This is a genomic window from Mesorhizobium sp. M1B.F.Ca.ET.045.04.1.1 (genome assembly GCF_003952465.1).
In the GTDB taxonomy this organism is placed as follows: Bacteria; Pseudomonadota; Alphaproteobacteria; order Rhizobiales; family Rhizobiaceae; genus Mesorhizobium; species Mesorhizobium shonense.
In genome coordinates, this window is record NZ_CP034448.1 from 470315 (window position 1) to 493798 (window position 23484).

At 64.9% G+C, this 23484-nt stretch carries 19 protein-coding genes; 9 read left to right on the forward strand and 10 right to left on the reverse strand.

From position 1 onward, the window contains the following. Positions 1 to 6: 6 nt before the first annotated feature. Entirely contained in the window at positions 7 to 480 is a 474-nt protein-coding gene (locus EJ071_RS02195; protein ID WP_126096614.1) for a MarR family transcriptional regulator, read from the reverse strand. A gap of 381 nt (positions 481 to 861) precedes the next feature. On the opposite strand from EJ071_RS02195, the gene EJ071_RS02200 reads away from it, so the two are divergent. The 5 genes from EJ071_RS02200 (at position 862) to EJ071_RS02220 (ending at position 6689) form a co-directional block, all read left to right on the forward strand. After that, the gene (locus EJ071_RS02200; RefSeq protein ID WP_126096615.1) at positions 862 to 1902 is read left to right on the forward strand and encodes a GTP-binding protein; all 1041 of its coding nucleotides are present in this window, start codon (positions 862 to 864) and stop codon (positions 1900 to 1902) included. Between the two features lie 169 nt (positions 1903 to 2071). Then, the gene (locus EJ071_RS02205) at positions 2072 to 3046 is read left to right on the forward strand and encodes a WD40 repeat domain-containing protein (RefSeq protein ID WP_126096616.1); all 975 of its coding nucleotides are present in this window, start codon (positions 2072 to 2074) and stop codon (positions 3044 to 3046) included. Positions 3047 to 3166: 120 nt separating this feature from the next. Further along, a complete protein-coding gene (locus tag EJ071_RS02210) occupies positions 3167 to 4543 on the forward strand; it encodes an aspartate aminotransferase family protein (protein WP_126096617.1) in 1377 nt (458 codons plus the stop codon). 11 nt (positions 4544 to 4554) lie between these two features. Beyond that, a complete protein-coding gene (locus tag EJ071_RS02215) occupies positions 4555 to 5961 on the forward strand; it encodes a glutamine synthetase family protein (protein WP_126096618.1) in 1407 nt (468 codons plus the stop codon). A 59-nt stretch (positions 5962 to 6020) separates the two neighbouring features. Then, positions 6021 to 6689, forward strand: a complete 669-nt coding sequence (locus tag EJ071_RS02220) for a UdgX family uracil-DNA binding protein (RefSeq protein ID WP_126096619.1) — start codon at positions 6021 to 6023, stop codon at positions 6687 to 6689. A 293-nt stretch (positions 6690 to 6982) separates the two neighbouring features. Here the strand turns inward: EJ071_RS02220 and EJ071_RS02225 are convergent, their stop codons facing one another. The 4 genes from EJ071_RS02225 to EJ071_RS02240 form a co-directional block, all read right to left on the reverse strand. After that, entirely contained in the window at positions 6983 to 8248 is a 1266-nt protein-coding gene (locus tag EJ071_RS02225) for a glycerate kinase (protein ID WP_126096620.1), read from the reverse strand. A gap of 172 nt (positions 8249 to 8420) precedes the next feature. After that, a complete protein-coding gene (locus tag EJ071_RS02230; RefSeq protein ID WP_126096621.1) occupies positions 8421 to 8927 on the reverse strand; it encodes a heme-degrading domain-containing protein in 507 nt (168 codons plus the stop codon). Positions 8928 to 9002: 75 nt separating this feature from the next. Further along, a complete protein-coding gene (guaD, locus tag EJ071_RS02235; RefSeq protein WP_126096622.1) occupies positions 9003 to 10316 on the reverse strand; it encodes a guanine deaminase in 1314 nt (437 codons plus the stop codon). 2 nt (positions 10317 to 10318) lie between these two features. After that, the gene (locus EJ071_RS02240) at positions 10319 to 11545 is read right to left on the reverse strand and encodes a urate hydroxylase PuuD (RefSeq protein ID WP_126096623.1); all 1227 of its coding nucleotides are present in this window, start codon (positions 11543 to 11545) and stop codon (positions 10319 to 10321) included. 141 nt (positions 11546 to 11686) lie between these two features. Between EJ071_RS02240 and EJ071_RS02245 the strand changes: the two genes are divergently transcribed. The 3 genes from EJ071_RS02245 (at position 11687) to EJ071_RS02255 (ending at position 15223) form a co-directional block, all read left to right on the forward strand. After that, positions 11687 to 12607 (forward strand): LysR family transcriptional regulator, encoded by a 921-nt coding sequence (locus EJ071_RS02245; protein ID WP_126096624.1) that lies wholly within the window; start codon positions 11687 to 11689, stop codon positions 12605 to 12607. A gap of 424 nt (positions 12608 to 13031) precedes the next feature. After that, positions 13032 to 13976, forward strand: a complete 945-nt coding sequence (locus EJ071_RS02250; RefSeq protein ID WP_126096625.1) for an LLM class flavin-dependent oxidoreductase — start codon at positions 13032 to 13034, stop codon at positions 13974 to 13976. Further along, positions 13973 to 15223 (forward strand): LLM class flavin-dependent oxidoreductase, encoded by a 1251-nt coding sequence (locus EJ071_RS02255; RefSeq protein WP_126096626.1) that lies wholly within the window; start codon positions 13973 to 13975, stop codon positions 15221 to 15223. The genes EJ071_RS02250 and EJ071_RS02255 overlap by 4 nt, the downstream gene beginning before the upstream one ends. 66 nt (positions 15224 to 15289) lie before the next feature. On the opposite strand, the gene EJ071_RS02260 is transcribed toward EJ071_RS02255, so the two are convergent. The 5 genes from EJ071_RS02260 to uraH all read right to left on the reverse strand — a co-directional run bounded on the left by EJ071_RS02260 (position 15290) and on the right by uraH (position 21875). After that, positions 15290 to 16120, reverse strand: coding sequence for a PhzF family phenazine biosynthesis protein (locus EJ071_RS02260; protein ID WP_126096627.1), 831 nt, complete (start codon positions 16118 to 16120; stop codon positions 15290 to 15292). A gap of 486 nt (positions 16121 to 16606) precedes the next feature. Further along, complete coding sequence (gene xdhC / locus EJ071_RS02265) at positions 16607 to 17602, reverse strand: xanthine dehydrogenase accessory protein XdhC (RefSeq protein WP_126096628.1); 996 nt, start codon at positions 17600 to 17602, stop codon at positions 16607 to 16609. A 62-nt stretch (positions 17603 to 17664) separates the two neighbouring features. Then, a complete protein-coding gene (xdhB, locus tag EJ071_RS02270) occupies positions 17665 to 20022 on the reverse strand; it encodes a xanthine dehydrogenase molybdopterin binding subunit (protein ID WP_126096629.1) in 2358 nt (785 codons plus the stop codon). After that, on the reverse strand, positions 20022 to 21497 hold the full coding sequence (xdhA, locus tag EJ071_RS02275) for a xanthine dehydrogenase small subunit (protein WP_126096630.1): 1476 nt from the start codon (positions 21495 to 21497) through the stop codon (positions 20022 to 20024). Before xdhA ends, xdhB begins: the two co-directional genes overlap by 1 nt. Positions 21498 to 21500: 3 nt before the next feature. After that, positions 21501 to 21875 (reverse strand): hydroxyisourate hydrolase, encoded by a 375-nt coding sequence (gene uraH, locus EJ071_RS02280; RefSeq protein WP_126096631.1) that lies wholly within the window; start codon positions 21873 to 21875, stop codon positions 21501 to 21503. 177 nt (positions 21876 to 22052) lie between these two features. On the opposite strand from uraH, the gene puuE reads away from it, so the two are divergent. Next, positions 22053 to 23477 (forward strand): allantoinase PuuE, encoded by a 1425-nt coding sequence (gene puuE, locus EJ071_RS02285; RefSeq protein ID WP_126096632.1) that lies wholly within the window; start codon positions 22053 to 22055, stop codon positions 23475 to 23477. Positions 23478 to 23484 lie beyond the last annotated feature (7 nt).

The window sequence follows — 23484 nt, forward strand, 5'->3', positions numbered from 1 at the left end:
CACGCGTCACGCTTCATCCAGCTCCGCGTCATCGTCCAGGAGGATCAGCTCCTCGTTGGAGAGGTTCGCCTCGACGCGGGCGAGCAGCTTGAACAGCGCCTTCTGGTCCTTCTTGTCGAGGCCCTTCAGCGCCTGCTTTTCGGTCTTCTTGACCGACTTCTCGATGGCGCGGATGGTCTCGCGGCCGGTATCGGTCAAAAAGATGTGGGCCTGGCGGGCATCGGCATTGGAGGCGCGCTTTTCGAGGAAACCCTGCGCCTGCAGCCTGTTGATGGTCTTGGTGATGGTCGGCGGGCGCACACCGAGCTTGCCGGCGAGATTGCCCGGCGTCTGGCCGTCCTCCCGGTCGAGCGCCAGCATGATCTGGTCCTGGCCGGCATAAAAGCCGTGCGCCAGGAGCCGCGCCGCAAGCGCTGTACGTGCAAGCCGCGCCGCCGAATGCAGCCGGCTCATTGTCGCTGTCTTGTCCGCCTTGGCCATGGTCTTTCCCTCTTCGGCCGAACCGGCGCGGGCAGCATAGAGGCTGTCCGACGGCTGGCAAATGACGATTTAAAGAGGCCGGCTTGCAGAACGCTTTGCCGGCAAGCAATTGCGGCGCCCGCGCAGGTGATGCCAGATGTTTATTTCAGTTAGATGACAAACGACTTTTGAACCGGCGAGATTCACAGCGGAAAGCCTGCATGGGCGAGATGACACCCGTGCGCGCCCTCCGCCTGGCCGCATCGAGCACCGCTATTCCATCCTCGACACCCGCGCCGATCGGGGGCCAGCTGGCCCATCGGTTTGGCGCGTGCAAAAGCGCGGCTCACACCCTATATGAGGCCGACAAATCCTTCGAGGCACAGATTTTCGAGGCAACCCATGAGCGATGCACAGACGCAGATCCCCGTAACCGTTCTCACCGGCTATCTCGGCGCGGGCAAGACGACGCTGCTCAACCGCATCCTGTCGGAGAACCACGGCAGGCGCTACGCCGTCATCGTCAACGAGTTCGGCGAGATCGGCATCGACAACGACCTGATCGTCGAATCCGACGAGGAAATCTACGAGATGAACAATGGCTGCGTGTGCTGCACGGTGCGCGGTGACCTGATCCGCGTCGTCGAAGGCCTGATGCGGCGGCCCGGCCGTTTCGACGCCATCGTCGTCGAGACCACGGGCCTCGCCGATCCGGTTCCGGTGGCGCAGACCTTCTTCATGGACGACGACGTGCGCTCCAAGACCAAGCTCGACGCGGTGGTGGCGCTGGTCGACGCCAAGCACCTGCCGCTGCGGCTCAAGGACTCCAAGGAAGCCGAGGACCAGATCGCCTTCGCCGATGTGGTGGTGCTGAACAAGACCGATCTCGTCACGCTGGAAGAGCTCGAAAAGGTCGAGGCGACGATCCGCGCCATCAACCCGGCGGCCAGGATCCATCGCACGGAGCGCGCCGGCGTGGCGCTGGGCGAGGTGCTCGACCGCGGCGCCTTCGACCTTTCCCGCGCGCTGGAGAACGACCCACATTTCCTCGAGGCGCACGATCATGATCACGACCATGACCACCATCATCACGATCATGACGGGCACGATCACCATCATCACGACCATGCTTCGGATATCCACGACGTGACGGTGAAGTCGGTGTCGCTGCGCGGCGGCGAGATGGACCCGAAGAAGTTCTTTCCCTGGATCGAGAAGGTGACCCAGATGGAGGGTCCGAACATCCTGCGGCTGAAAGGCATCATCGCACTCAAGGGCGACGACGACCGCTATGTCCTGCAAGGCGTGCACATGATCCTCGAAGGCGACCACCAGCGCGCCTGGAAGGACGGCGAGAAGCACGAGAGCCGGCTGGTGTTCATTGGCCGCGATCTCGACGCCGAGCGGCTCAGGAAGAGTTTTGAAGCCTGCCAGGCGGCTTGATTTCCAAGCCTTGCAACGTTAGCGCTGCCCCTCATCCGCCTGCCGGCACCTTCTCCCCGTGAAGAACGGGGAGAAGGGACGCGCTGCAACGCAGGCGATCCCCTCTCCCCGTCCTTACGGGGAGAGGGTAAGGGTGAGGGGCAGCGCTAAACTCGAATGGAATGATCTCGTGCCCACAGTCGCTCCGCTTGATCTCGAAGGCCATTGCGTCGCAGCCGTCTTCCTCGGCGACGTGCCGCATTTCGCATTGGCCGACGGCGCGATCCATCGGCTCGACAATGGGCACAAGACCGTGCAAGCCAATGACGGGCTGCTCGCTGCCTTCCATGACGCGGCGAACGACCGGCTGATCACCGGCGGCGAGGACGGCAGGGTGTTTGCCGTGAAAGCCGGCGGCGAGGCGAGCGAACTTGCCAGCGCCGGCAGGAAATGGATCACCAGTGTTGCCGCCGGGCCGCAAGGCGCGATCGCCTATGCGTCGGGCAAGGCCGCCTTCGTCCGTTTCGCCGACGGCAAGACCAAGGAATTTTCGCATCCGCGCTCGGTCGAGGGGCTCGCCTTCTCGCCCAAAGGGATGCGCTTCGCCGTCGCCCGCTACAATGGCGCGACGCTGCATTTCCCGGCGGCCGAGGGCAAGCCTGTCGAACTCGAATGGGCCGGCGCCCACACCGGCATCACTTTTTCGCCGGACGGCGCTTTCCTCATCACCACCATGCAGGAGAACGCGCTGCATGGCTGGAAACTGGCTGACGGCAAGCACATGCGCATGAGCGGCTATCCAGGCAAGGTGAAGAGCCTGTCGTGGTCGCCCAAGGGCAAATGGCTGGCGAGCTCCGGCGCGCCAGCGGCGATCGTCTGGCCGTTCGCCAGCAAGGACGGCCCCATGGGCAAGGCGCCGCTGGAACTCGGCACGCGCGGCAACACCATGGTCACCTGCGTTGCCTGCCATCCAAGCCAGGAAGTCACAGCCATCGGCTACGAGGACGGCATGGTGATTGCGGCGCGCTTTGCCGATGCCAAGGAAGTGCTGCTGCGCCGCCCCGGCAAAGGCGCCATCACCTCGATGATGTGGGACAAGGAAGAGCGCCGCATCGTCTTCGGAAGTGCGGCGGGTGATTGCGGCGTGATAGACATCACGGCTTAAGGGAATAGGCAGTAGGGAATGGGCAGTAGGGAAAGAGAGCCCTACTGCCTACTGCCTACTGCCTACTGCCTACTGCCTACTGCCTACTGCCTACTGCCTACTGCCTGAACGAGGGGCTTCATGCATTCAATCGACCGGATTTCCATCCGCGGCATCGCTGCCGCCCGCATCGCCGAGCTGCGCGAGACGGAAGCGGCGGCCTTCCGCAAGGCGCGGCCGAAATCGGAAGCCAAGGTCGGCAACGGCATGTCGGGCTTCCTCGGCGGCGTGCCGATGCACTGGATGACCGACTGGCCGACGCCGTTTCCGATCCTGGCCGACGGCGCCAGAGGCGCCATCATCACCGACATCGACGGCAACAGGCTCGACGATTTCTGCCTTGGCGACACCGGTTCGATGCTCGGCCATTCGCCGCCGGCGGTCGCTCGCGCGATCCGCCGGCAGGCCGGGCGCGGCCTGACCTACATGCTGCCTTCCGAAGATGCGCTGGCGATCGGCCCGCTCTTACAACAGCGTTTCGGGCTGCCCTACTGGCAGATCGCCACCACCGCGACCGACGCCAACCGCTTCGCGCTGCGCGTCGCCCGCGCGGTGACGGGGCGCGAAAAGATCCTGGTCTTCAACGGCTGCTATCACGGCTCGGTCGATGAGACGATGGTGCGGCTGATCGACGGCAAGCCGGTCAACCGGCCGGGACTGGCCGGCGAATTCCGCGACCTGACGCGGGCTACCAAGATCGTCGAGTTCAACGACATGGCGGCGCTGGAAGCAGCGCTGGCGGACCGCGACGTCGCCTGCGTCATCACCGAACCGGTGCTGACCAATTCCTGCATGGTGCTGCCGGAGCCCGGTTTCCACGACGCGCTGCGGCGCCTCACCCGCGCGGCCGGCGCGTTGCTTCTGATCGACGAGACGCACACCATCTCCACCGGCCCCGGCGGCTATACGAAGAAATATGGGCTGGAGCCGGATCTGTTCGTGCTCGGCAAGCCGGTGGCCGGCGGCGTGCCGGCGAGCATCTGGGGGATGAGCGAGGAGGTGGCCACACGCTACGGCGCCTATAACCTTACGAAGGAACCCGGCTATTCCGGCATGGGCACGACATTGTCGGCCAACCCGCTGCAATTCGCGGCGATGCGCGCCACGCTGGAAGAGGTGATGACCGAGGAGGCCTATGCCCATATGGACCGGCTGGCGCGCCGCCTCGACGCCGGGCTCTCCTCCGTCATCGACCGCTATCATCTGCCCTGGCATGTCACGCGGGTCGGCGCCCGGGTCGAGTTCATCTGCGCGCCCGGCCCGCTCAAGAACGGCGGCGAGGCGGAGAAGGCGCATGCGCCGGAACTCGAAGGCGCCATCCATGTCGCGCTGGTCAATCGCGGCGTGCTGATCGCGCCGTTCCACAATATGATGCTGATCTCGCCGGCGACGACCGCGGCCCAGGTGAGCCGTCTCATCGCCGCTTTCGCCGCGGTTGCGGCAAGGCTCACGGCGTGAGACAAGCGGCGATGGACAATCCGAACGCCGTCACGACCTCGCCTTCCGGCTCGACGCCCGCCGAGGCGAAAGCCTTTCTCGACGCCCATCCCGACATCGAGGCCTTCGACATCGTGCTCACCGACGCCAACGGCATCGGCCGCGGCAAGATCGTGCGGCGACACGAGCTGATGAGCATTTTCGAGGGCGGCCGGCACATGCCGATCTCGATCCTCGGCCTCGACATCACCGGCGAGGACGTGCACGAGACCGGGCTGATCTGGGACAGCGGCGACGGCGATCTCAGAGCCTGGCCGATCCCTGGCACCTTGGTGCCGCTCTACGGCACGCAGCCGCCGCGCGGCCAGGTGCTGATGGCGATGTATCATCTCGACGGCCAGCCGATGTCGTCGGACCCGCGACTGGCGCTGGCAAGGCAAGTGGACATATTGGCGGCCAAAGGTCTGCATCCGGCCGGCGCCTTCGAGCTGGAGTTTTTTCTCCTCGCCAACGAGCGCGATGCGGACGGTAAGGTGCAAGCCGCCCGCGCGGTGCTCGACGGCCGCCGCTCGGCCAAGACCGAAGTCTATTCGGTCGACCATCTGCACGGCATGGAGCCGCTGTTTTCCGATATTTACGCCGCGGCAAAGGCGCAAGGCATCCCGGCCGAGACCGTCATTTCCGAATACGCGCCCGGCCAGTACGAATTGACGCTCAACTATCGCAAGGACGTGATGCGGGCGGCGGACGACCTCGTCATGCTGAAGCGGCTGGTCAGGGCCCAGGCGCGCCGGCACGGCGTCACCGCCTGTTTCATGGCCAAGCCGATCGAAACCTATGCCGGCTCAGGCATGCATTTCCACGTCTCGCTGCAGGATGACGCCGGTCGGAACGTGTTCACCGAGGCTGCCGGCGAGAAATGGTCACTGAGCCTGCTCAACGCGCTTGGCGGCCTGATCCACACCATGGCGGAATCGATGCTGGTGTTTGCGCCGCACGCCAATTCATGGCGGCGCTTCGTCGCGCAGTCCTATGCACCGGTGGCGCCGACCTGGGGCGTCAACAACCGGTCGGTGGCGCTGCGCGTGCCGGCGGGCGACGCCAGGAACCGCCGCATCGAACATCGGCCATCCGGCGTCGACGCCAACCCTTATCTGGTGGCGGCGACGGTGCTGGCCGGCATCATCAAGGGCCTGGACGAAGGGCTGGACCCCGGCACGGAAACGACCGGCAACGGCTATGAGCAGGCAACGGAAGCGTCGACCATGCCGGCCGACTGGCGCGCCGCGATCGAGGCGGCCAGACACTCCGATTTCCTGAAAGCGGCGCTCGGCCCCGACCTGCACCGGACCTTCGTGGCGATCAAGCAGGCGGAATATCTGCGCGTTGCGCGCACCGTCAGCGAGCTGGATTACCACCTCTACCTGCACGAGGTGTGAGGATCGGGAACCATCGCCAGCCTCGCCCATTCAACTTCGACAGCCGGCGAGGATGGACGATGGCAGGCACGACCCCACATGAGACGGCGATTTCCGGCAGGCGCGCTCGAGCGGGACACGCCGAACCTCCGGACGAGGCAGAGCCGATCGCCGAGTTGCGCGATGAGGCGAAGGGGTGCCGCCGCTGCCCGCTGTGGCGCAATGCGACACAGACGGTTTTCGGCGAAGGGCCGGAAGACGCTGAGGTAATCTTCGTCGGCGAACAGCCGGGAGACCAAGAGGATCGGGCCGGCAAACCGTTTGTCGGTCCGGCGGGCCGGATGCTCGACGCCACCCTGGAAGATGCCGACGTCGACCGCCGGAAGGTCTACGTCACAAACGCGGTGAAGCATTTCAAATTCGAGCCGCGCGGCAAGCGGCGCATCCACTCCAAACCAAATGCCGGCGAGGTGCAGGCCTGCCGCTGGTGGCTGGACAAGGAGATCGGCCGGATCGGTCCCCGTCTTGCCGTGGCGCTTGGCTCGACCGCGGCGCAGTCACTGCTTGGCAAAGCGGTGCCGGTGTTGAAGAGGCGTGGCGAGGTGATCGAGCGCGATGACGGGCTGCGCGTGTTCGTCACCATCCACCCTTCGCTTATCCTGCGCATCCGCGAGCAGGAGGACAAGGACGCCGAGCGGGAGCGGTTTCTGAAGGATATGAGGAAGGTGAAGCGGCTGATGGATGGTTGATCGTTCTACGCACCCGAACGGAAACGGAAATACTACGAATGCTGTTGCACAGGATCGCGCGGCCTTCGAGATTGGCCGAAACGCCCGTCGCTTCGTCATCCACGGGCGGAGCAAGGAGCGAAGCGACGCGCGCAGACCCGAGGATCCATTCCGTTACTTCGACGTGTTGCAACGGTGCAGAATTCTGCTCCGGTGCACTCTTCGGCTAAGGTCACGGAATGGATTCCAGGGTCTGCGCGCGTCGCTTCGCTCCTTGCTCCGCCCTGGAATGACGACTTCCGTGGGGCCCGCCGCTACCTGACCAGGATCGCTCTGAGATCATTGACATTCGTCCCGGTCGGCCCCGGGACAAACAAATCGCCAACCGCATTGAAGGCCGTCCATGCGTTGTTGCCTGCCAGCATCGCCTTGGCATCGACGCCGGCCGCACGCATGCGCGACACCGTCGAACCGTCGGCAAACGCCCCGGCATTGTTCTCCGAGCCGTCTATGCCATCGGTGTCGGCGGCCAGGGCATAAATGCCTTCCAGACCACCGATGCCAATGGCGAAGGCGAGCAGGAATTCCGAGTTGCGGCCACCCTTGCCTTTTGCCCGCAGCGTCACCGTCGTCTCGCCGCCCGACAAGATCAGCACCGGTTTCTCGAAGGGCCGGTTGCGGGTCGCCACCTCGCGCGCGATCGCGGCATGGACGCCGCCGACCTCGCGCGCCTCGCCTTCGATCGAATCCGACAGGATGACGGCCCCGATGCCTTGCCGCTTCGCTTCGGCAGCCGCAGCTTCCAGCGAGACGCCGGCCGAAGCGATCAAATGCACTTCATTGCCGTCAAAGCGGGGATCGTCGGGACGCGGCGCGTCGGCGGCGGACGAATTGATGTGGGCCATGACCGCATCTGGCAGCTTCATGCCATAGGCGGCGATCGAGGCCAGCGCATCCGCGCGGCTGCCGGTGTCGGGAACGGTCGGGCCTGAAGCGACGAGCGCCGGATTGTCGCCGGGGATGTCCGAGACGACCAGCGACACGACCCTGGCCGGATGGGCGGCGGCGGCCAGGCGTCCGCCCTTGATGGTCGAGACATGCTTGCGGATGGTGTTCATCGCCGCGATCGGCGCGCCGGAGGCGAGCAGCGCCTCGTTGACGGCGATCTCGTCGGCTAAAGTCAGGCCGGGAGCGGGCGACGGCAGCAGCGCCGAGCCGCCGCCCGAAATCAGCGCCACCACCAGGTCGTCTGACGTTAGTCCCTGCACCTTCTCCAGCAGCCGTCGCGAGGCTTCGAGGCCGGCCGCATCCGGCACCGGGTGCGCCGCCTCGATGATCTCGATGCGCTCGCATCTGGCGCCATAGCCGTAGCGGGTGACGACAAGGCCGTCGATCGGCCCGTCCCAGACTTTTTCGAAGGCGGCCGCCATCTGCGCCGAGCCTTTTCCCGCGCCGATGACGATGGTGCGGCCTTCAGGTTTCGCCGGCAAATGATTTCGGATCGTCTTTTCTGGATCGGCGGCGGAGACAGCCGCGTTGAAGATCGCGGTAAGGAAGGCTTTGGGATCGGTCACGGTCATATTTGGCGGCCACCGGCGTTGCGCAGATTTTTCCGACGTCGGCGCCGCCCCTCACCCTTACCCTCTCCCCGTAAGAACGGGGAGAGGGGGTCACCGGCGTCTGAGCGCATCCCTTCTCCCCGTTCTTCACGGGGAGAAGGTGCCGGCAGGCGGATGAGGGGCGGCGCCAACGTCACGATTTGTCTTCCGGCGACAGCGCTAATTGTTTCCGATCAGCGCCGAGATAGGCACAGAGCGCATCGACCACGACGCCGTGGTCCTGGCGCTCCGGCAGGCCCGAGACGGCGATCACACCAATGACGCCGGCGCCTCTCACGGTGACGGGAAAGCCGCCGCCGGCCAGTACATAATCGGCAATGTCCAACCCCTCGCCGACCTTGAAGGTGCGGTCAGGGCGCTGCTGCTCCAGCACCATGCGGTAGGTGCTTCTGAGATAACGCTTGACGACATTGATCTTGCGCCGCGCCCAGTCGGGATTGGAGGCATTCGATCCCGGCATCGCGGCATAGAAGAGCGGCCGGTCGAAAGTCCTGATGTCGACGATGATCGGCAGGTCTTCCTTTAGCGCCCGGTCCCTGATCGCCGAGCCGATCTCGAAGGCCACGGCCTCGTCGAAGGCCGGGAAGACCAACGTGGCTTCCTGTTTCTTGATCAGAGCGATGTCGTCGGCGGCAGCCATGGCGTTCCCCTGTCTACTGTCGACGCACGCTTTGGCCGATGGCTGACGCGGGGTCAAGCGAAGAGCGCGTTTAGTCTATGCGACGATCGCGCTCTTCGCCGGCCGGCCCGCCACATAGACCTCGCGCACGGCGCGGTCGTCGCCCAGCGTCTGCAGCAGGAAGAGTTCTTCGGCCAGCGTCTCCACCGTCTCCATCCTCAGCCGCATCGCCGGCGTGGCATGGGCATCAAGCACGACGATGTCGGCATCCGTGCCTTCATCGAGGGTGCCGACCTTGTCGGAAACCGACAGCGCCTCGGCATTGCCGCGCGTCAACTGCCAGAAGGACTGGAACGGGTTCAGCTTCTCGCCGTTCAGCGCGATCACCTTGTAGCCCTCGTCCATGGTGCGCAGCATCGAATAGTTGGTGCCGCCGCCGACATCGGTCGCCGCGGCGATCCGGAGCGGCTTCTCGCGCCGGCGGTAGCGCTGGTAGTCGAACAGGCCGGAGCCGAGGAAGAGATTGGAGGTGGGACAGAACACCGCGACCGAGCCCGACTGCGACAGCGCGTCCGCTTCGCGCTCCGAAAGATGAATACAGTGGCCGAACAGACTTTTCCGGCCCAGCAGGCCGTAATGCTCGTAAACATCGGTGTAGTCGCGCGACCAGGGATAGAGTTCCTGGGTGAAGGCGATCTCGGCGTGGTTCTCCGACAGATGCGTCTGCATGTGGAGATCGGGGTGCTCGCGGCAGAGCGCGCCGGCCATTTCCATCTGCTCGGGTGAGGAGGTGATGGCGAAACGCGGCGTGATGGCATAGAGCTGGCGGCCCTTGCCGTGCCATTCGGTGATCAGCGCCTTGGTGTCGTCATAACCGGTCTGCGGCGTGTCGAGCACGCCGTCGGGCGCGTTGCGGTCCATCATCACCTTGCCGGCGATGTTCAGCATGTTGCGATCATGCGACTCGGCGAAGAAGGCCTCGGCCGAAGATTTGTGCACCGAGCAATAGGCGACGACCGTGGTCGTGCCCTGGCGCAGCATTTCGTCGAGGAACAGCCGCGCGATGCGGCGGCCGTGCTGCGCGTCCTGGAATTTCGACTCCTCGGGAAAAGTGTATTTGTTCAGCCAGTCGAGCAGCTCGGCTCCGTAGGACGCGATGATCTGCATCTGCGGCACATGCACATGCGCGTCGAGGAAGCCCGGCAGGATGAGGTGGGGACGATGGTCGATCGTCTCGACCCCGGCCCCGGCCTTCTTCGCGACCTCGGCATAGGCACCGGCGGCAATGATCTTGCCGCCGTCGATCAGCAGCCCGCCATCCTCCTCGTAGCGCCAGGCGGCATGGTCGTCGATCGCTTCGGGCCAGCGCAGGAAGGAGAGCGTGCGGCCGCGCAGGAGCTTTGATGTCATGCTTACTTTCCGGCGCCTTCGAACCAGGCCACCAAAAGGGCCCGTTCCTGGTCGGTTATCTGGGTGACGTTGGCGGGCGGCATGGCATGCGCCCGGCCGGCCTGCAGATAAATCTCGCGGGCATTCTCGGCGATGCGTGCGTCGGTGTCGAGCATCACGCCCTTCGGCGCGTGGTAGATGCCCTCATAGACGGGTTCCTCGGCATGGCACATCGAGCAGCGGCCGAGCACGGTGTCGCGCACGGCGGGAAAGTGGGCCGAAGCCATATAGACTTGGGCGGCAGAGGATGCGGCAGAGGTCTTCGGCTCGCCGGTCAGCACCTTCGGCACTGTCGACAGCCAGATGATGATCATGAATAAAACGGCGGCGCCGAGCCAGGTCCAGGTCGGATTGCCCTTGCGGGCGTGCACGGTGTTGAAATAGTGGCGGATCAGCACGCCGATGATGAAGACCACCGAGGCGATGACCCAGTTGAACTGAGTGCCGAAGGCCAGCGGGTAGTGGTTCGACAGCATCAGGAACAGGACCGGCAAGGTCAGGTAATTGTTGTGCAGCGAGCGCTGCTTGGCGATCTTGCCGTATTTCGGATCCGGCTTGCGGCCGGCGATGAGATCGGCGACGACGATCTTCTGGTTGGGGATGATGACCATGAAGACATTGGCCGACATGATCGTGGCGGTGATGGCGCCGAGATGCAGGAAGGCAGCACGGCCGGTGAAGAGGTGGGTCAGCCCCCAGGCGATGAAGACCAGCACGCAATAGAGCACCAGCATCAGGCCGCTGTCGCTTTTGCCGAGCGGCGAGCGGCAGAGCAGATCGTAGACGATCCAGCCGACGCCGATGGTGGCCAGCGACAGCAGGATGCCGACCGGCACCGAGATGTTGAGCACGTTGGGGTCGATCAGGAACAGATCGGCGCCGGCATAGTAGACCACGCAGAGCATGGCGAAGCCCGACAGCCAGGTGGCGTAGGATTCCCATTTGAACCAGGTCAGGTGCTCCGGCATCTCGGCCGGCGCCACCAGATATTTCTGGATGTGATAGAAGCCGCCGCCATGCACCTGCCATTCCTCGCCGAAGGCGCCGGCAGGCAGGCCGGGACGCTGGCGCAGGCCGAGGTCGAGGGCGACGAAATAGAAGGACGAGCCGATCCAGGCGATGCCGGTGATGACATGCAGCCAGCGGACCGCAAAACTCAGCCAGTCCCAGAAAATCGCAAAATCCGTCATCGAGTCGCCCCTGGGAAATCGTCCCTGCCGATCAGGCGACTTTACGGTCTGGAGCGCAAACGAAAAGAGGCGGGGCGCGCGATGACTTTCAAAAAAAAATGGAAAATACTAGGCTTGCCCCACGTAGCCGTTTGAGAGCCCATGGCCTATCTCGACAACATCGCCGTCTTCGTCCGCGTCGTCGAGCTCGGCAATCTGTCGGCGGCCGGCCGCGACATGCGCATTTCGCCGGCGGTCGCCTCCAACCGCATCAAGGAGCTGGAGAAGCATCTCGGTGTGCGGCTGTTCAACCGCACGACAAGGCAATTGATGCCGACCGAGCACGGCACGGTATTCTACACCGGCGCCAAGCAGGTGCTGGACGCGATCACCGACGCGGAGGCCGCGGTGGCGGCACTTTCCGGCCAGCCGCGCGGCACGATCAAGGTGACGGCGCCGCTCGGCCTCGGCCGGCGGCTGATCGCCTCCGGCATTCCTGACTTCCATGACAAATACCCCGACATCGAGGTGCGGCTGAGGCTCTCCGACCACAATGTCGACATCATGAAGGAAGGCATCGACGTCGCCTTCCGCCTCGGCATCATCGAGGATTCCAGCCTTCGGATGCGCGGCATCATGGACTGCGAGCGCGTGCTGGTGGCGGCGCCGAAATATCTCGAGGCGCGCGGCGAGCCGGTCGAGCCGCAGGAGCTGATCGGCAAGAAGCACGACTGCCTGATGCTGCGCTATGCCGGCACGCGCGAATATGTCTGGACGCTGCAGACGCCGAACGGCGTGCAGAAACTCGAAGTGCACGGGCCTTACGACACCGACGACGGCGACGTGCTGACCGGCTGGGCGCTGTCGGGCCGCGGCATCATCAACAAGCCGCGCTTCGAGGTCGAGCCGTTCATCCGCGACCAGCGGCTGAAGGTGATCCTCGCCAAGACGCCACCGACGCCCGTGCAGCTTGCGGCCGTCTATCCGCACAAGAAGCTGCAGGACCCCAAGGTGCGCCTGTTGCTCGACTTCATGGCCGATCGCTGCCAGCGGCTGATCAGGGATATTCTCGCCGGCAAGTAGGGGCTGGCAGCGTTGCATCGCGATTGGCCGAAGCCTTCGTGACGTCGTCATCCACGGGCGGAGCGACGCGAGCGCAGACCCGAGGATCCATTCCGTGACTTTGATCGTAAGGGTGCTGAGGAGCAGAATTCTGAACAGTCGCAACGCTTTGAAGTCACGGAATGGATTCTATGGTCTGCGCCGCGTCGCTCGCTCCTTGCTTCGCCATAGAATGACGACACGATACGTGTTCAGGCTAATCGCCGAGGTATGTGGCCGACAACGCAACATCCGGGCCGTCAAGACCTCTACCTCGAGGCACGCGACGGCTGGCCGGCATGTCACAGCCTGGTGGCCTACTCGGTTCGGTTGCCTTACACGAAGACGGGCCTAGGTTGGGTGGCCAGACGGCTGCCGATTTTGAAGGCAGCCGAAGGGCCGCACTATGCATCTCGCCATTTCGCTCAACATCGCCGCCGACGGACAAGACATCCTAGACTTCGGCCAGATCAGCGCCATCGTGCGGAACCTGGAAGCGGCGGGCGTCGACATGGTTATCATTTCCGACTCCGCCGACGCGCCATCGACCAGCCCGTTCGAAGCGACGACGCTCATCGCCGCGTTGGCGACGGTGACGGAGACGATCGGGCTCGTCGCCGGCGCCTCGACGCTCGCGCACCAGCCCTACAATCTGGCGCGCCGCTTCGCCTCGCTCGACATCATCAGCCACGGCCGCACCGGCTGGAACGCGACGCTCGTGCAGAACCCTCGCGAGGCGGCGAATTTCAGCCGGCCGGAAGGCATTGCCGACGACGATTTCCGCCGCCGCGCGGAAGAGTTCATCGGTATCGTGCAGGGCCTGTGGCGAGGCTGGGACGCGGACGCCCTGCTGTTCGACAAGGCCGGCGGCCGGTTCCACGATCCAGACAAGATGCATTTCCTCGACCACAAGGGCGAGTTCTTCTCCGTGCGGGGCCCGCTCAACGTCGCCCGCTCGCCGCAGGACACGCCGGTGCTGGTCATGTCGGGTCTGGGGGAGGCAGATTTCGATTTCGGCGCCAAAGTCGCCGACGTCGTGCTGATCGAGGCGGAGGGCGCCAAGGCAACCTATGACGTTCTCAAGCGCCGCGCGGTTGCCGCCGGACGCGAACCCATGAAGGTGCTGATGACGGTTGGCTTGGACGAACTTGCGGCTGGCGGGCTTGAAGACCGGTTCGACACCAAAAGCTGCGATGGTTTCAATTTCGCTTTGCCGGCTGATATTTCTGCGCTCGATCACTTCACCGACCGCATCCTGCCGGAACTTCGCCGTCGCGGCTTGGCCCGATCGGCTGATGCCGGGGCAACGCTGCGCGGACATCTCAGACATGGCGAGGGAGGCGCCAAATGAGCGCGCGTCAGATGAAGCTCGGGCTGTTCCTGTGGGCCACCGGCCACCATATCGCCGCCTGGCGCCATCCGGACGCGCATGTCACGGCCGGCATCGACATCGACCACTACATTAAACTGGCGCGGACGGCGGAAGCGGCGAAGTTCGACATGGTGTTTTGCGAGGACGCCGCCGGCCTGCGCGAGGCCAATATCAACATCGCCAGCCAGACCTCACGCTCGATCGGCTTCGAGCCGATCAGCCTGCTTTCAGCGCTTGCCGCGCAGACCGAGCGCATCGGCCTCGTGTCGACGGCCTCGACCAGCTACAACGAGCCTTACGGGCTGGCACGCATGTTCGCCTCGCTCGACAATCTGAGCGGCGGCCGCGCCGGCTGGAACCTGGTCACTTCGGCAAATCCTATCGAGGCCGCGAATTTCGGTTCGACGGGCTTGAGGCCGCATGCCGACCGCTACGAACGCGCGCGCGAATTCGCCGCCGTCGTCACCGGCCTGTGGCGCCGCAAGGCGGCCGGCCATGACGGCCAGAGCTTTTCAGTACGCGACCCGCTCGACATACCGCCGTCGCCGCAGGGCGCGCCGGTGATGGTGCAGGCCGGCGCCTCCGACGACGGCAAGGACCTTGCCGCACGGACCGCCGATGTCGTGTTCTCGGCGGCGCAGACTTTCGAGGACGCCAAGGCCTTCTATGACGATCTCAAGGGTCGGCTGGCCGCCTATGGCCGCCAGCCGGACGACGTGAAGATCATGCCCGGCGTGGCGCCGATCGTCGCGGCAACGAAAGCCGAGGCCCAGGCCAAGTACGACGCGCTGCAGGAACTGATCCCCGACGATGTCGGCGTCGCGCTGCTTTCCAGCTATCTCAGCATCTCCGACCTCTGGCACTATCCGATCGACGGACCGTTGCCCGAGCTGCCGGAGAGCCAGGGCATGAAGAGCCGGCAGGCGCTGGTCATCGAGCAGGCGCGGCGCGACGGTCTGTCGATCCGCGAGCTCGCGCGTTACTTTGCCGGCGCGCGCGGCCACTGGCGCGTCGTCGGCACGGCCGAGCAGATCGCCGACGAATTGCAGGCGCGGTTCGAAGGCGGCGCCGCCGACGGCTTCAATGTGATGCCCTCCTGGTTTCCGGGCGAATTGGACGCCTTCGGGACGATGGTCGTGCCGGAGTTGCAGCGGCGCGGCCTGTTCCGCAAGGACTATGAAGGCCGCACGCTGCGCGAGCATCTCGGCTTGAGACGGCCGATGTGAGGGCTTTGGTTTTACGCAATTGCGGACGGAAAACCGCGGAGCACCTTTCCTGGAATTGCTTGAGCCTCAGTCCATCAGCCGGGCTGTTCCGGACACCCTGATCGAGCTGCCGGGCATCGGCGGAATGTCGGCATGGAGCCGCGAGCGCATGCCCATGTCCTCGCCCTGGACGATGTCGATCGAGCCGCCATGCGGCCAGCCGATGTCACGCAGATAGCCGGCAAAGGCCGCGGTGGCGGCGCCCGTCGCCGGATCCTCATAGACGCCGCCGGAGGCGAACGGATTGCGCGTGTGGAAGAGGCGCGGCGTTTCGGCAAAAGCGAGCAGGATCGTGATCAGTCCTTCGCGTCGCATCAGGGCCTGGCTCTGCTTGAAATCATAAGCCATCGCCGCAAGCGCCTCGCGTGACTTCAGCGCCAGCACGAAATGGTCGGAGCCGCCATGGATCAGCGCCGGAGGAATGGCCGGATCGAGATCACCGGCCACGTAGCCGAACAACGCCAGCATTTCGGCGACAAGCCCTGGCGCCGCGGGCTTGCTGCGCGTCGGCGGAGACTGCAGCGCGGCGGCGAAGTTGGAGCCCTCGCGGAATCCTTCGACTGTTATCCCGGCCTGATTGAGGGCCAGCGCGAAAATCCCGTCGCCGAACCGCCGGACCAGTCCAGCGCCGAGCGCGATCGTGGCGTGGCCGCAGAACGGCACCTCCGATTCCGGCGAGAAATAGCGCACGCGCCAGCCGTCACCGTCCGGCGCGGCGAAGGCGGTTTCCGAGAATCCGACCTCGGCAGCGATGCGCTGCATGTCGGCCGCATCGGGCAAGACGTCGCCGATCACCACGCCGGCTGGATTGCCGCCGCTGTTCCCGTCCGAAAATGCAGCAATGCGCAATACGTCCATATCGCTCGTCCCGTGTTCGTCGCTCGTGTTCGTCAGGCGCGCAGAAAACACGTTCCGGACCGGTTTGGGAAACGAAGAAAGCGACGAGCAGCTGTGAGCGTCGGTCATATCTCAGGCGCTTTACCGCTAGCTCCTCGACACAGGGATTAGGGTTGCAAGCAGTCAGCGGGCAAGATTTTCACCGTTCGTTTCCGTGAAATCAGCGCAAGTGCTGGGGATTGGCTGAAGCCTCCCCAACTTCGTCATCCCAGGGCGAAGCAGGAGCGCAGCTCCGTCGCGGAGACCCTGGGATCCATTCCGTTACCTTGACCGAAGAGCGCAGCGGAGCAGAATTTTGCACCGTCACAACGCCTCGAAGTCACGGCACGGATCCTTGGGTCTGCGCGGTACGCTTCGCTTCCCGCTCCGACCAAGGATGACGACAAGACAGGCGTTTGGGCCAATCTCCAAGGCATGCGACCTGCCAAGGAAACCACAATGGCGGTATCAGCCGGCCATCGCCTTCTCGGGCGCGGCCGACGCCTCGGCTGCATGCGACACCAGCGCCGTCATGATCTCGGCCGTGGCAAGTGCTGCAATCACCGGCGGGCGCTTGTCCTTCACCGCGTTGCCGCCGATCGGTGAGACGAGGCGGTTGAACTCGGCCTCGCTGCCGTCGGCGGACTTCAGGAACCAGTTCTTGAAAGTCGCCTTCTTGGTCTTCGAGCCGATCATGCCGACATAGGCGGCGTCTTCGCGCTTCAGCGCCTCGGCGACGATCAGGAAATCCAGCGCATGGTCGTGGGTGAGGATGGCGAAGGCCGACCCCGCCGGCGCCTCCCGCACCGCGCTTTCGGGCATCGGCGTCAGCTGGGTCTCGACCGTTTCCGGCATGCCTTCCAGGGCCTCGGCCCGCGTTTCGACCACGACAGCATGGACGGGCAGCAGCGAGAGCGACGCTGCCAGCGCCTGGCCGACGTGCCCGCCGCCGAAAAGATAGACATGAGGGAGATGCGCTTCCTCGGCCTCGGCCTTGGCGATCAATTCCTGTTCGAGGGTCGCATCGACCGGCCGGATCAGCACCTCGACGCGCCCACCGCAGCACTGTCCGATCTCCGGCCCGAGTGGCACGTCGAGCGTGGCGCAAACCTCGTCGACCTCGATGCGGGCTTCCCTCCCCCTTGAGGGGAGGGTGGCGGCGGAGCCGCCGGGTGGGGTCGCCGCGGCAGTGCTCGACGCCCTTGTGGTGCCTCCTGAGAGGACCCCCTCTGGCCGCTTCGCGGCCATCTCCCCCTCAAGGGGGGAGATGAGCTGCCGCGCCTTGTCGATGGCCATAAATTCGAGCTGGCCGCCGCCGATGGTGCCGAAAATCGCCGATGCCGAGACGAGCATGAAGGCGCCGGCCTCGCGCGGCGTCGAGCCTTTCGTCGCCGCGACCTCGACCAGCGCGACCCGGCCTGTCTGGCCGAGAAACGCCTTCAAGCTTTGCACGTTCGAGTTCATCGTCTGCATTCCTAACGCCGAAACATAGTGTTTTTCGGCCCGAATTGCACGTTTTGGCCCGCTCAGGCCGGCTTTGCGGCTTCCCGCTTCAGCCTTTCGATGGCCATAAGCACCCGCTCCGGCGTCGCCGGCGCATCCAGGCGCGGACAGGTCCTGTGGTCCGCGACGCTTGCCACGGCATCGGAGAGCGCATGCAGCACCGACATGCCGAGCGGGAAAGGCGGCTCGCCGACAGCCTTGGAGCGATGCACGGTCGGCTCGTTCGCTTCGGACCAGTCGGCCAGCGTGACATTGAAGATTTTCGGGCGGTCGGAGGCGAGCGGGATCTTGTAGGTCGACGGCGCATAGGTGCGCAGCCGGCCCTTGTCGTCCCACCATAGCTCCTCGGTGGTCAGCCAGCCCATGCCCTGGATGAAGCCGCCCTCGATCTGGCCGAGATCGATGGCGCGGTTCAGCGAGCGGCCGGTCTCGTGCAGGATGTCGGTGCGCTCGACCACATATTCGCCGGTCAGCGTGTCGACCGACACCTCCGAACACGAAGCGCCGTAAGCGAAATAGTAGAATGGCCTGCCTTCGCCCTTGTCGCGGTTCCAGTGGATCTTCGGCGTTTTGTAGAAGCCTGCCGCCGAAAGCTGGATGCGGGCCATATAGGCCTGCTTGACCAGATCGCCGAAGGGTATCTCCTGGTTGCCGATGCGGACCCGGTTGGGCAGGAACAGCACCTGGTCACGCGGCACCTGGTATTTTTCCAAGGCGAAATTGGTCAGCCGGTCCTTGATCTGGCGAGCGGCGTTCTGCGCTGCCATGCCGTTGAGGTCGGAGCCCGACGATGCCGCCGTAGCCGAGGTGTTCGGCACCTTGCCGGTGGTGGTCGCGGTGATCTTGACCTGGTCGAGGTCGATCTGGAACTCTTCCGCCACCACCTGCGCCACCTTGAGGTAGAGGCCCTGCCCCATCTCGGTGCCGCCGTGATTCAGGTGCACGGACCCGTCGGTGTAGACGTGCACCAGCGCGCCGGCCTGGTTGTAGTGCGTGGCGGTGAAAGAGATGCCGAACTTGACCGGCGTCAGCGCCAGTCCGCGCTTGATGAAGCGGCTGTTGTTGTTGAAAGCACTGATCTCGCGCCGGCGCCGCGCATAGTTCGAGCTCGCCTCCAGCTCGGCGACGATGCGGTGAATGACGTTGTCCTCGACCGTCTGGTGGTAGGGCGTGATGTTGCGATCGCCCTCCTTGTCACCGCCGTAGAAATTCTTCTTGCGGATCTCGAGCGGGTCCTTGCCGACCGCGAAAGCCACTTCGTCGATGACACGCTCCGCGCCTACCATGCCCTGCGGGCCGCCGAAGCCGCGGAAGGCGGTGTTCGAGACCGTGTTGGTGTAGAGCGGCGCCGACTGGGCGTGCACCGCCGGCCAGAAATAGGTGTTGTCGCAGTGGAACAGCGCGCGGTCGGTGACCGGGCCGGACAAATCCGACGAGAAGCCGCAGCGCGCCGCGAACATGAAGTCGACGCCGAGGATGTTGCCGTCGTCGTCGAAGCCGACCTCGTAGTCGATGAGGAAGTCGTGCCGCTTGCCGGTGGCGGTCATATCGTCGTCGCGGTCGGGCCGGATCTTGACCGCGCGATGGTGGCGTTTGGCGGCGATCGCCGCGAGCGCCGCGAACTGGTTGCCCTGCGTTTCCTTGCCGCCGAAGCCGCCGCCCATGCGCCGGATTTCCACCGTGATGGCGTTGCTCGGGACACCCAGCGCATGGCTCACCATATGCTGGACCTCGCTCGGATGCTGGGTCGAGGAATAGATGGTGACGTCCTGGTCCTCGCCGGGGACAGCCATGGCGATATGGCCTTCGAGATAGAAGTGCTCCTGACCGCCGAGGCGCATCTTGCCCTTGAGCCTTCGGGGGGCGGTCTTGATGGCAGTCGCAGCATCGCCGCGCCTCAGCGTCAGCGGCGGCGTGACGAGCTTGCCCTTCCTCGGGTCGATCTCGCCGATGTCGGTGACGAAAGGCAATTGCTCGTATGCGACCTTGGCCAGCCTTGTGGCGCGGCGGGCCTGCTCGCGCGTCTCGGCGATGACGCAGAAGATGGGCTGCCCGAAAAACTCAACCTTGCCGTCGGCGAGCACCGGCTCATCGTGGCGGCCGGTCGGCGAAATGTCGTTCTCGCCGGGAATGTCCTTTGCCGTCAGCACGTCGACGACGCCGGGAGCGGCGCGCACCGCCGAGAGGTCAATCTCGGTGATTGTCGCATGCGTCGCCGTGGACAGACCGAGACAGCCATGCAGCGTGCCGGCCGGCTCCGGCATATCGTCGATATAGACCGCCGTGCCGCTGACATGCTTGTGCGCGGAATCATGCCTCTGGTCGCTGGCGACACCGCCCGAGATCTTCTGCGCCTTGAGATTGGGGACGTGCTTGGTCATCAGGCAGCCTCGAAGCGTGAGACCTGGAACGGCGCCCTGGTGCCGGTGGTCTCGACAAAGAAGCGCAACAAAAGGTTCTTCGCCGCCAGCGCCCGGTATTCGGCGCTCGCGCGCATATCGGAGATCGGCGTGAAGTCGCCGGCATATTCGGCCATCGCGGCCTCGACAGTCGCTTCGCTCCAGGGCTTGCCGATCAGCGCTCTTTCGACCGCGGCGGCGCGCTTCGGTATCGGCGCCATGCCGCCATAGGCGATGCGGATATCCGCCACCGTGCCGTCCTTGGCCAGGGTCAGATAAAAGGCCCCCAAGGTCGCGGTGATGTCCTCGTCACGGCGCTTGGTGACCTTGTAGACGGCGAATTTTGCTTCCTTTGCCGGCACGGGCACATGCACCGCCTCTACGAACTCGCCGGGCTGCCGATCCTGCTTGCCATAGGCGACGAAGAAGGTCTCGAGCGGGATGGTGCGGCGCGTGTCGCCCTTGCGCAGCGTCAGCTTCGCGCCGAGCGCGATGAAAGGCGGCGGCGTGTCGCCGATCGGCGAGCCGTTGGCGACGTTGCCGCCGATGGTGCCCATGTTGCGCACCTGCTCGCCGCCGATGCGATCGACCAGCGGTCCCAATGCCGGGATGCGTTTCGACAGCGTCACGAAGGCCTCGGTATAGGTGACGCCGGCGCCGATGGTGATGACCCCATCGGCCTCGGAGATCGTGCGCAGGCCGTCGAGACCGCCGATGAAGATCGCCGGCGAGATGTCGCGCATATGCTTGGTGACCCACAGGCCGACATCGGTCGAGCCGGCAACGATGGTGGCGCCCGGCTGCTTTTCGAGGGTGTCGGCGAAATCATCGACGTTGGCCGGCACGATCAGCCGCTGCTTGCCGGAGCCAACCTCGACCCTTGCGCCATCGCACAGCGCTTCCAGCCGGGCGGTGATGTCCTTGCGTTCCACCGCCAGCGGATCCTTGGCCGCCTTGCCGTAGCTCGAAATGGCACGCGCCGCGCGCATGATCGCCTCGTAGCCGGTGCAGCGGCAGAGATTGCCCTGCAGCGCCTTTTCGATCGCCGCATCCGAAGGATTGGGCGTCTTCATCCAGAGCGCATAGAGCGACATGATGAAGCCGGGCGTGCAGAAGCCGCATTGGGAGCCGTGGAAATCGACCATCGCCTGCTGCACGGGATGCAGCTGTTCGCCATTGCCGCGCAGATGCTCAACGGTGACGACATGGGTGCCGTCGAGCGAGCCTATGAAGCGGATGCAGGCGTTGACGCTTTCGTAGACCAGGCCTTCGGCCGAGAGCTTGCCGATCAGCACCGTGCAGGCGCCGCAATCGCCCTCGGCGCAGCCTTCCTTGGTGCCACGGAGCGACCGGTTGAGCCGCAGCCAGTCGAGCAATGTCGCGTCGGGCGCGACGTCGTTCAGCGCGACGTCGGCGCCGTTGAGAATAAAGCGTATCTCGTTGCGGATCTTGGCCATGTCTCAGCTCCCGCGATAGGTCGAGTAGCCGTAGGGCGAAATCAAGAGGGGTACATGATAATGCCGCTCCTCGGCCATGCCGAAGCGGATCGGCACGATGTCGAGGAAAGCCGGCTGCGGCAGGCTGATGCCCTGCCCGCGAAGATAGTCTCCGGCGGCGAAGACCAGCTCATATTCGCCGGTGCGGAAATCGGCGCCGGCCAGCAGCGGCGCATCGCAGCGGCCGTCATCGTTGGTGGCAACGGTCTTCAAATGCGTGCGGGCCTGCCGCTCGATGCGGAAGAGGTCGATCGAGAGGCCTTTTGCCGGCCTGCCGGTCGCGGTATCGAGGACGTGGGTCGTCAGACGCCCGCCATCGGCTTTCGACGTTTCTGCCACTGCCGCCTCCCATTCCCGGTACAGTCGAACGTTTTCAGGTCAATTGTGCGCCAATTAAAGGCGATGCATAAGTCCCGGTCGAGCGGAGTGCGGCAAAAAGCACTTTCAAAAATTTTCGGGGGAATGCCGGGGCACTCCTTTCGATATCTTCATCTCAACAATCGGGCAGGAGCGATCATGCGTTACGAACGGGACATGCGCGGTTACGGGGCCAATCCGCCGGATCCGAAATGGCCCGGCGGCGCCTATGTCGCTGTGCAGTTCGTCGTCAACTACGAGGAAGGCGGCGAGAACTGCGTGCTGCACGGCGACAAGGCCTCGGAGGCCTTCCTGTCCGAGATCGTCGGCGCCGCCCCTTGGGTCGGCCAGCGCCACTGGAACATGGAGTCGATCTACGAATATGGCGCCCGCGCCGGCTTCTGGCGACTCCACCGGCTGTTCACCGAAGCGCAGGTGCCGGTGACCTGCTACGGCGTCGCCACCGCGCTTGCGCGCTCGCCCGACCAGGTCGCGGCGATGCAGGAGGCCGGCTGGGAGATCGCCTCGCACGGGCTGAAATGGATCGACTATCGCGACCATGATGCGGAGGACGAGCGGCGCGACCTCGAAGAGACGATCCGGCTGCATTATGAAGTGACCGGCGCGCGCCCGACCGGCTGGTACACCGGCCGCACCTCGGTCAACACGGTGCGGCTCGTCGCGGAAGAAGGCGGCTTCGACTACGTTTCCGACACCTATGACGACGAACTGCCCTACTGGTTCGACCGCGACGGGCTCGACAAGCCGCAGCTCGTCATCCCCTATACGCTCGACGCCAACGACATGCGCTTTGCCACGCCTCAGGGCTTCAACTCGGGCGACCAGTTCTTCGCCTATCTGAAGGACAGTTTCGACACGCTCTATGCCGAGGGCAAGGCGGGGCGGCCGCGCATGATGAATATCGGCCTGCATTGCCGGCTGGTCGGCCGTCCGGGCCGCGTGGCGGCGCTGAAGCGCTTCGTCGAGTATGTGATGTCGCACGACAAGGTCTGGCTGACGCGGCGCATCGACATCGCCAAACACTGGCGCCAGACGCATCCTTACCAGGCGCCGGCGCTGCGCCCGTCACGGATGGAATTCGAGGCCTTCGTGCATGCCTTCGGCGGCGTGTTCGAACATTCGCGATGGATCGCCGAGCGCGCCTACGAATTGGAGCTTGGCGCGGCGCATGACAGCGCCGGCGGCCTGCACAACGCGCTCTGCCGCGTCTTCCGCGCGGCGACGGAGGCGGAACGGCTCTCCGTACTCAACGCCCATCCGGACCTTGCCGGCAAGCTGGCGGCGGCGAAGCGGCTGACGCCGGAATCGGCCAAGGAGCAGGCTTCCGCCGGGCTCGACGCGCTGACCGACAAGGAGCGCGAGCTGTTCTCGAAACTCAACGCCGCCTATGTCACCACCTTCGGCTTCCCCTTCATCATCGCGGTCAAGGGCAAGACCAAGGACGCGATCCTGGCGGAGTTCGAGGCGCGTATCGGCAACAGCCGCGGCGTCGAATTCGAAACCGCCTGCAAACAGGTCGAGCGCATCGCGCTGCTTCGGCTGAAAGACATGCTCCCGTTATAGGCTTCAA

Bases quoted from the DNA above. Each gene is read 5' to 3' on its own strand.
- EJ071_RS02200 (WP_126096615.1), top strand. From the start codon at position 862: ATGAGCGATGCACAGACGCAGATCCCCGTAACCGTTCTCACCGGCTAT.
- EJ071_RS02250 (WP_126096625.1), top strand. From the start codon at position 13,032: ATGCATCTCGCCATTTCGCTCAACATCGCCGCCGACGGACAAGACATC.
- EJ071_RS02225 (WP_126096620.1), bottom strand. From the start codon at position 8,248: ATGACCGTGACCGATCCCAAAGCCTTCCTTACCGCGATCTTCAACGCG.
- xdhC (WP_126096628.1), bottom strand. From the start codon at position 17,602: ATGAACTCGAACGTGCAAAGCTTGAAGGCGTTTCTCGGCCAGACAGGC.
- EJ071_RS02260 (WP_126096627.1), bottom strand. From the start codon at position 16,120: ATGGACGTATTGCGCATTGCTGCATTTTCGGACGGGAACAGCGGCGGC.
- EJ071_RS02255 (WP_126096626.1), top strand. From the start codon at position 13,973: ATGAGCGCGCGTCAGATGAAGCTCGGGCTGTTCCTGTGGGCCACCGGC.
- EJ071_RS02195 (WP_126096614.1), bottom strand. From the start codon at position 480: ATGGCCAAGGCGGACAAGACAGCGACAATGAGCCGGCTGCATTCGGCG.
- EJ071_RS02230 (WP_126096621.1), bottom strand. From the start codon at position 8,927: ATGGCTGCCGCCGACGACATCGCTCTGATCAAGAAACAGGAAGCCACG.
- EJ071_RS02210 (WP_126096617.1), top strand. From the start codon at position 3,167: ATGCATTCAATCGACCGGATTTCCATCCGCGGCATCGCTGCCGCCCGC.
- puuE (WP_126096632.1), top strand. From the start codon at position 22,053: ATGCGTTACGAACGGGACATGCGCGGTTACGGGGCCAATCCGCCGGAT.
- EJ071_RS02215 (WP_126096618.1), top strand. From the start codon at position 4,555: ATGGACAATCCGAACGCCGTCACGACCTCGCCTTCCGGCTCGACGCCC.
- guaD (WP_126096622.1), bottom strand. From the start codon at position 10,316: ATGACATCAAAGCTCCTGCGCGGCCGCACGCTCTCCTTCCTGCGCTGG.
- EJ071_RS02220 (WP_126096619.1), top strand. From the start codon at position 6,021: ATGGCAGGCACGACCCCACATGAGACGGCGATTTCCGGCAGGCGCGCT.
- EJ071_RS02245 (WP_126096624.1), top strand. From the start codon at position 11,687: ATGGCCTATCTCGACAACATCGCCGTCTTCGTCCGCGTCGTCGAGCTC.
- EJ071_RS02240 (WP_126096623.1), bottom strand. From the start codon at position 11,545: ATGACGGATTTTGCGATTTTCTGGGACTGGCTGAGTTTTGCGGTCCGC.
- xdhA (WP_126096630.1), bottom strand. From the start codon at position 21,497: ATGGCCAAGATCCGCAACGAGATACGCTTTATTCTCAACGGCGCCGAC.
- xdhB (WP_126096629.1), bottom strand. From the start codon at position 20,022: ATGACCAAGCACGTCCCCAATCTCAAGGCGCAGAAGATCTCGGGCGGT.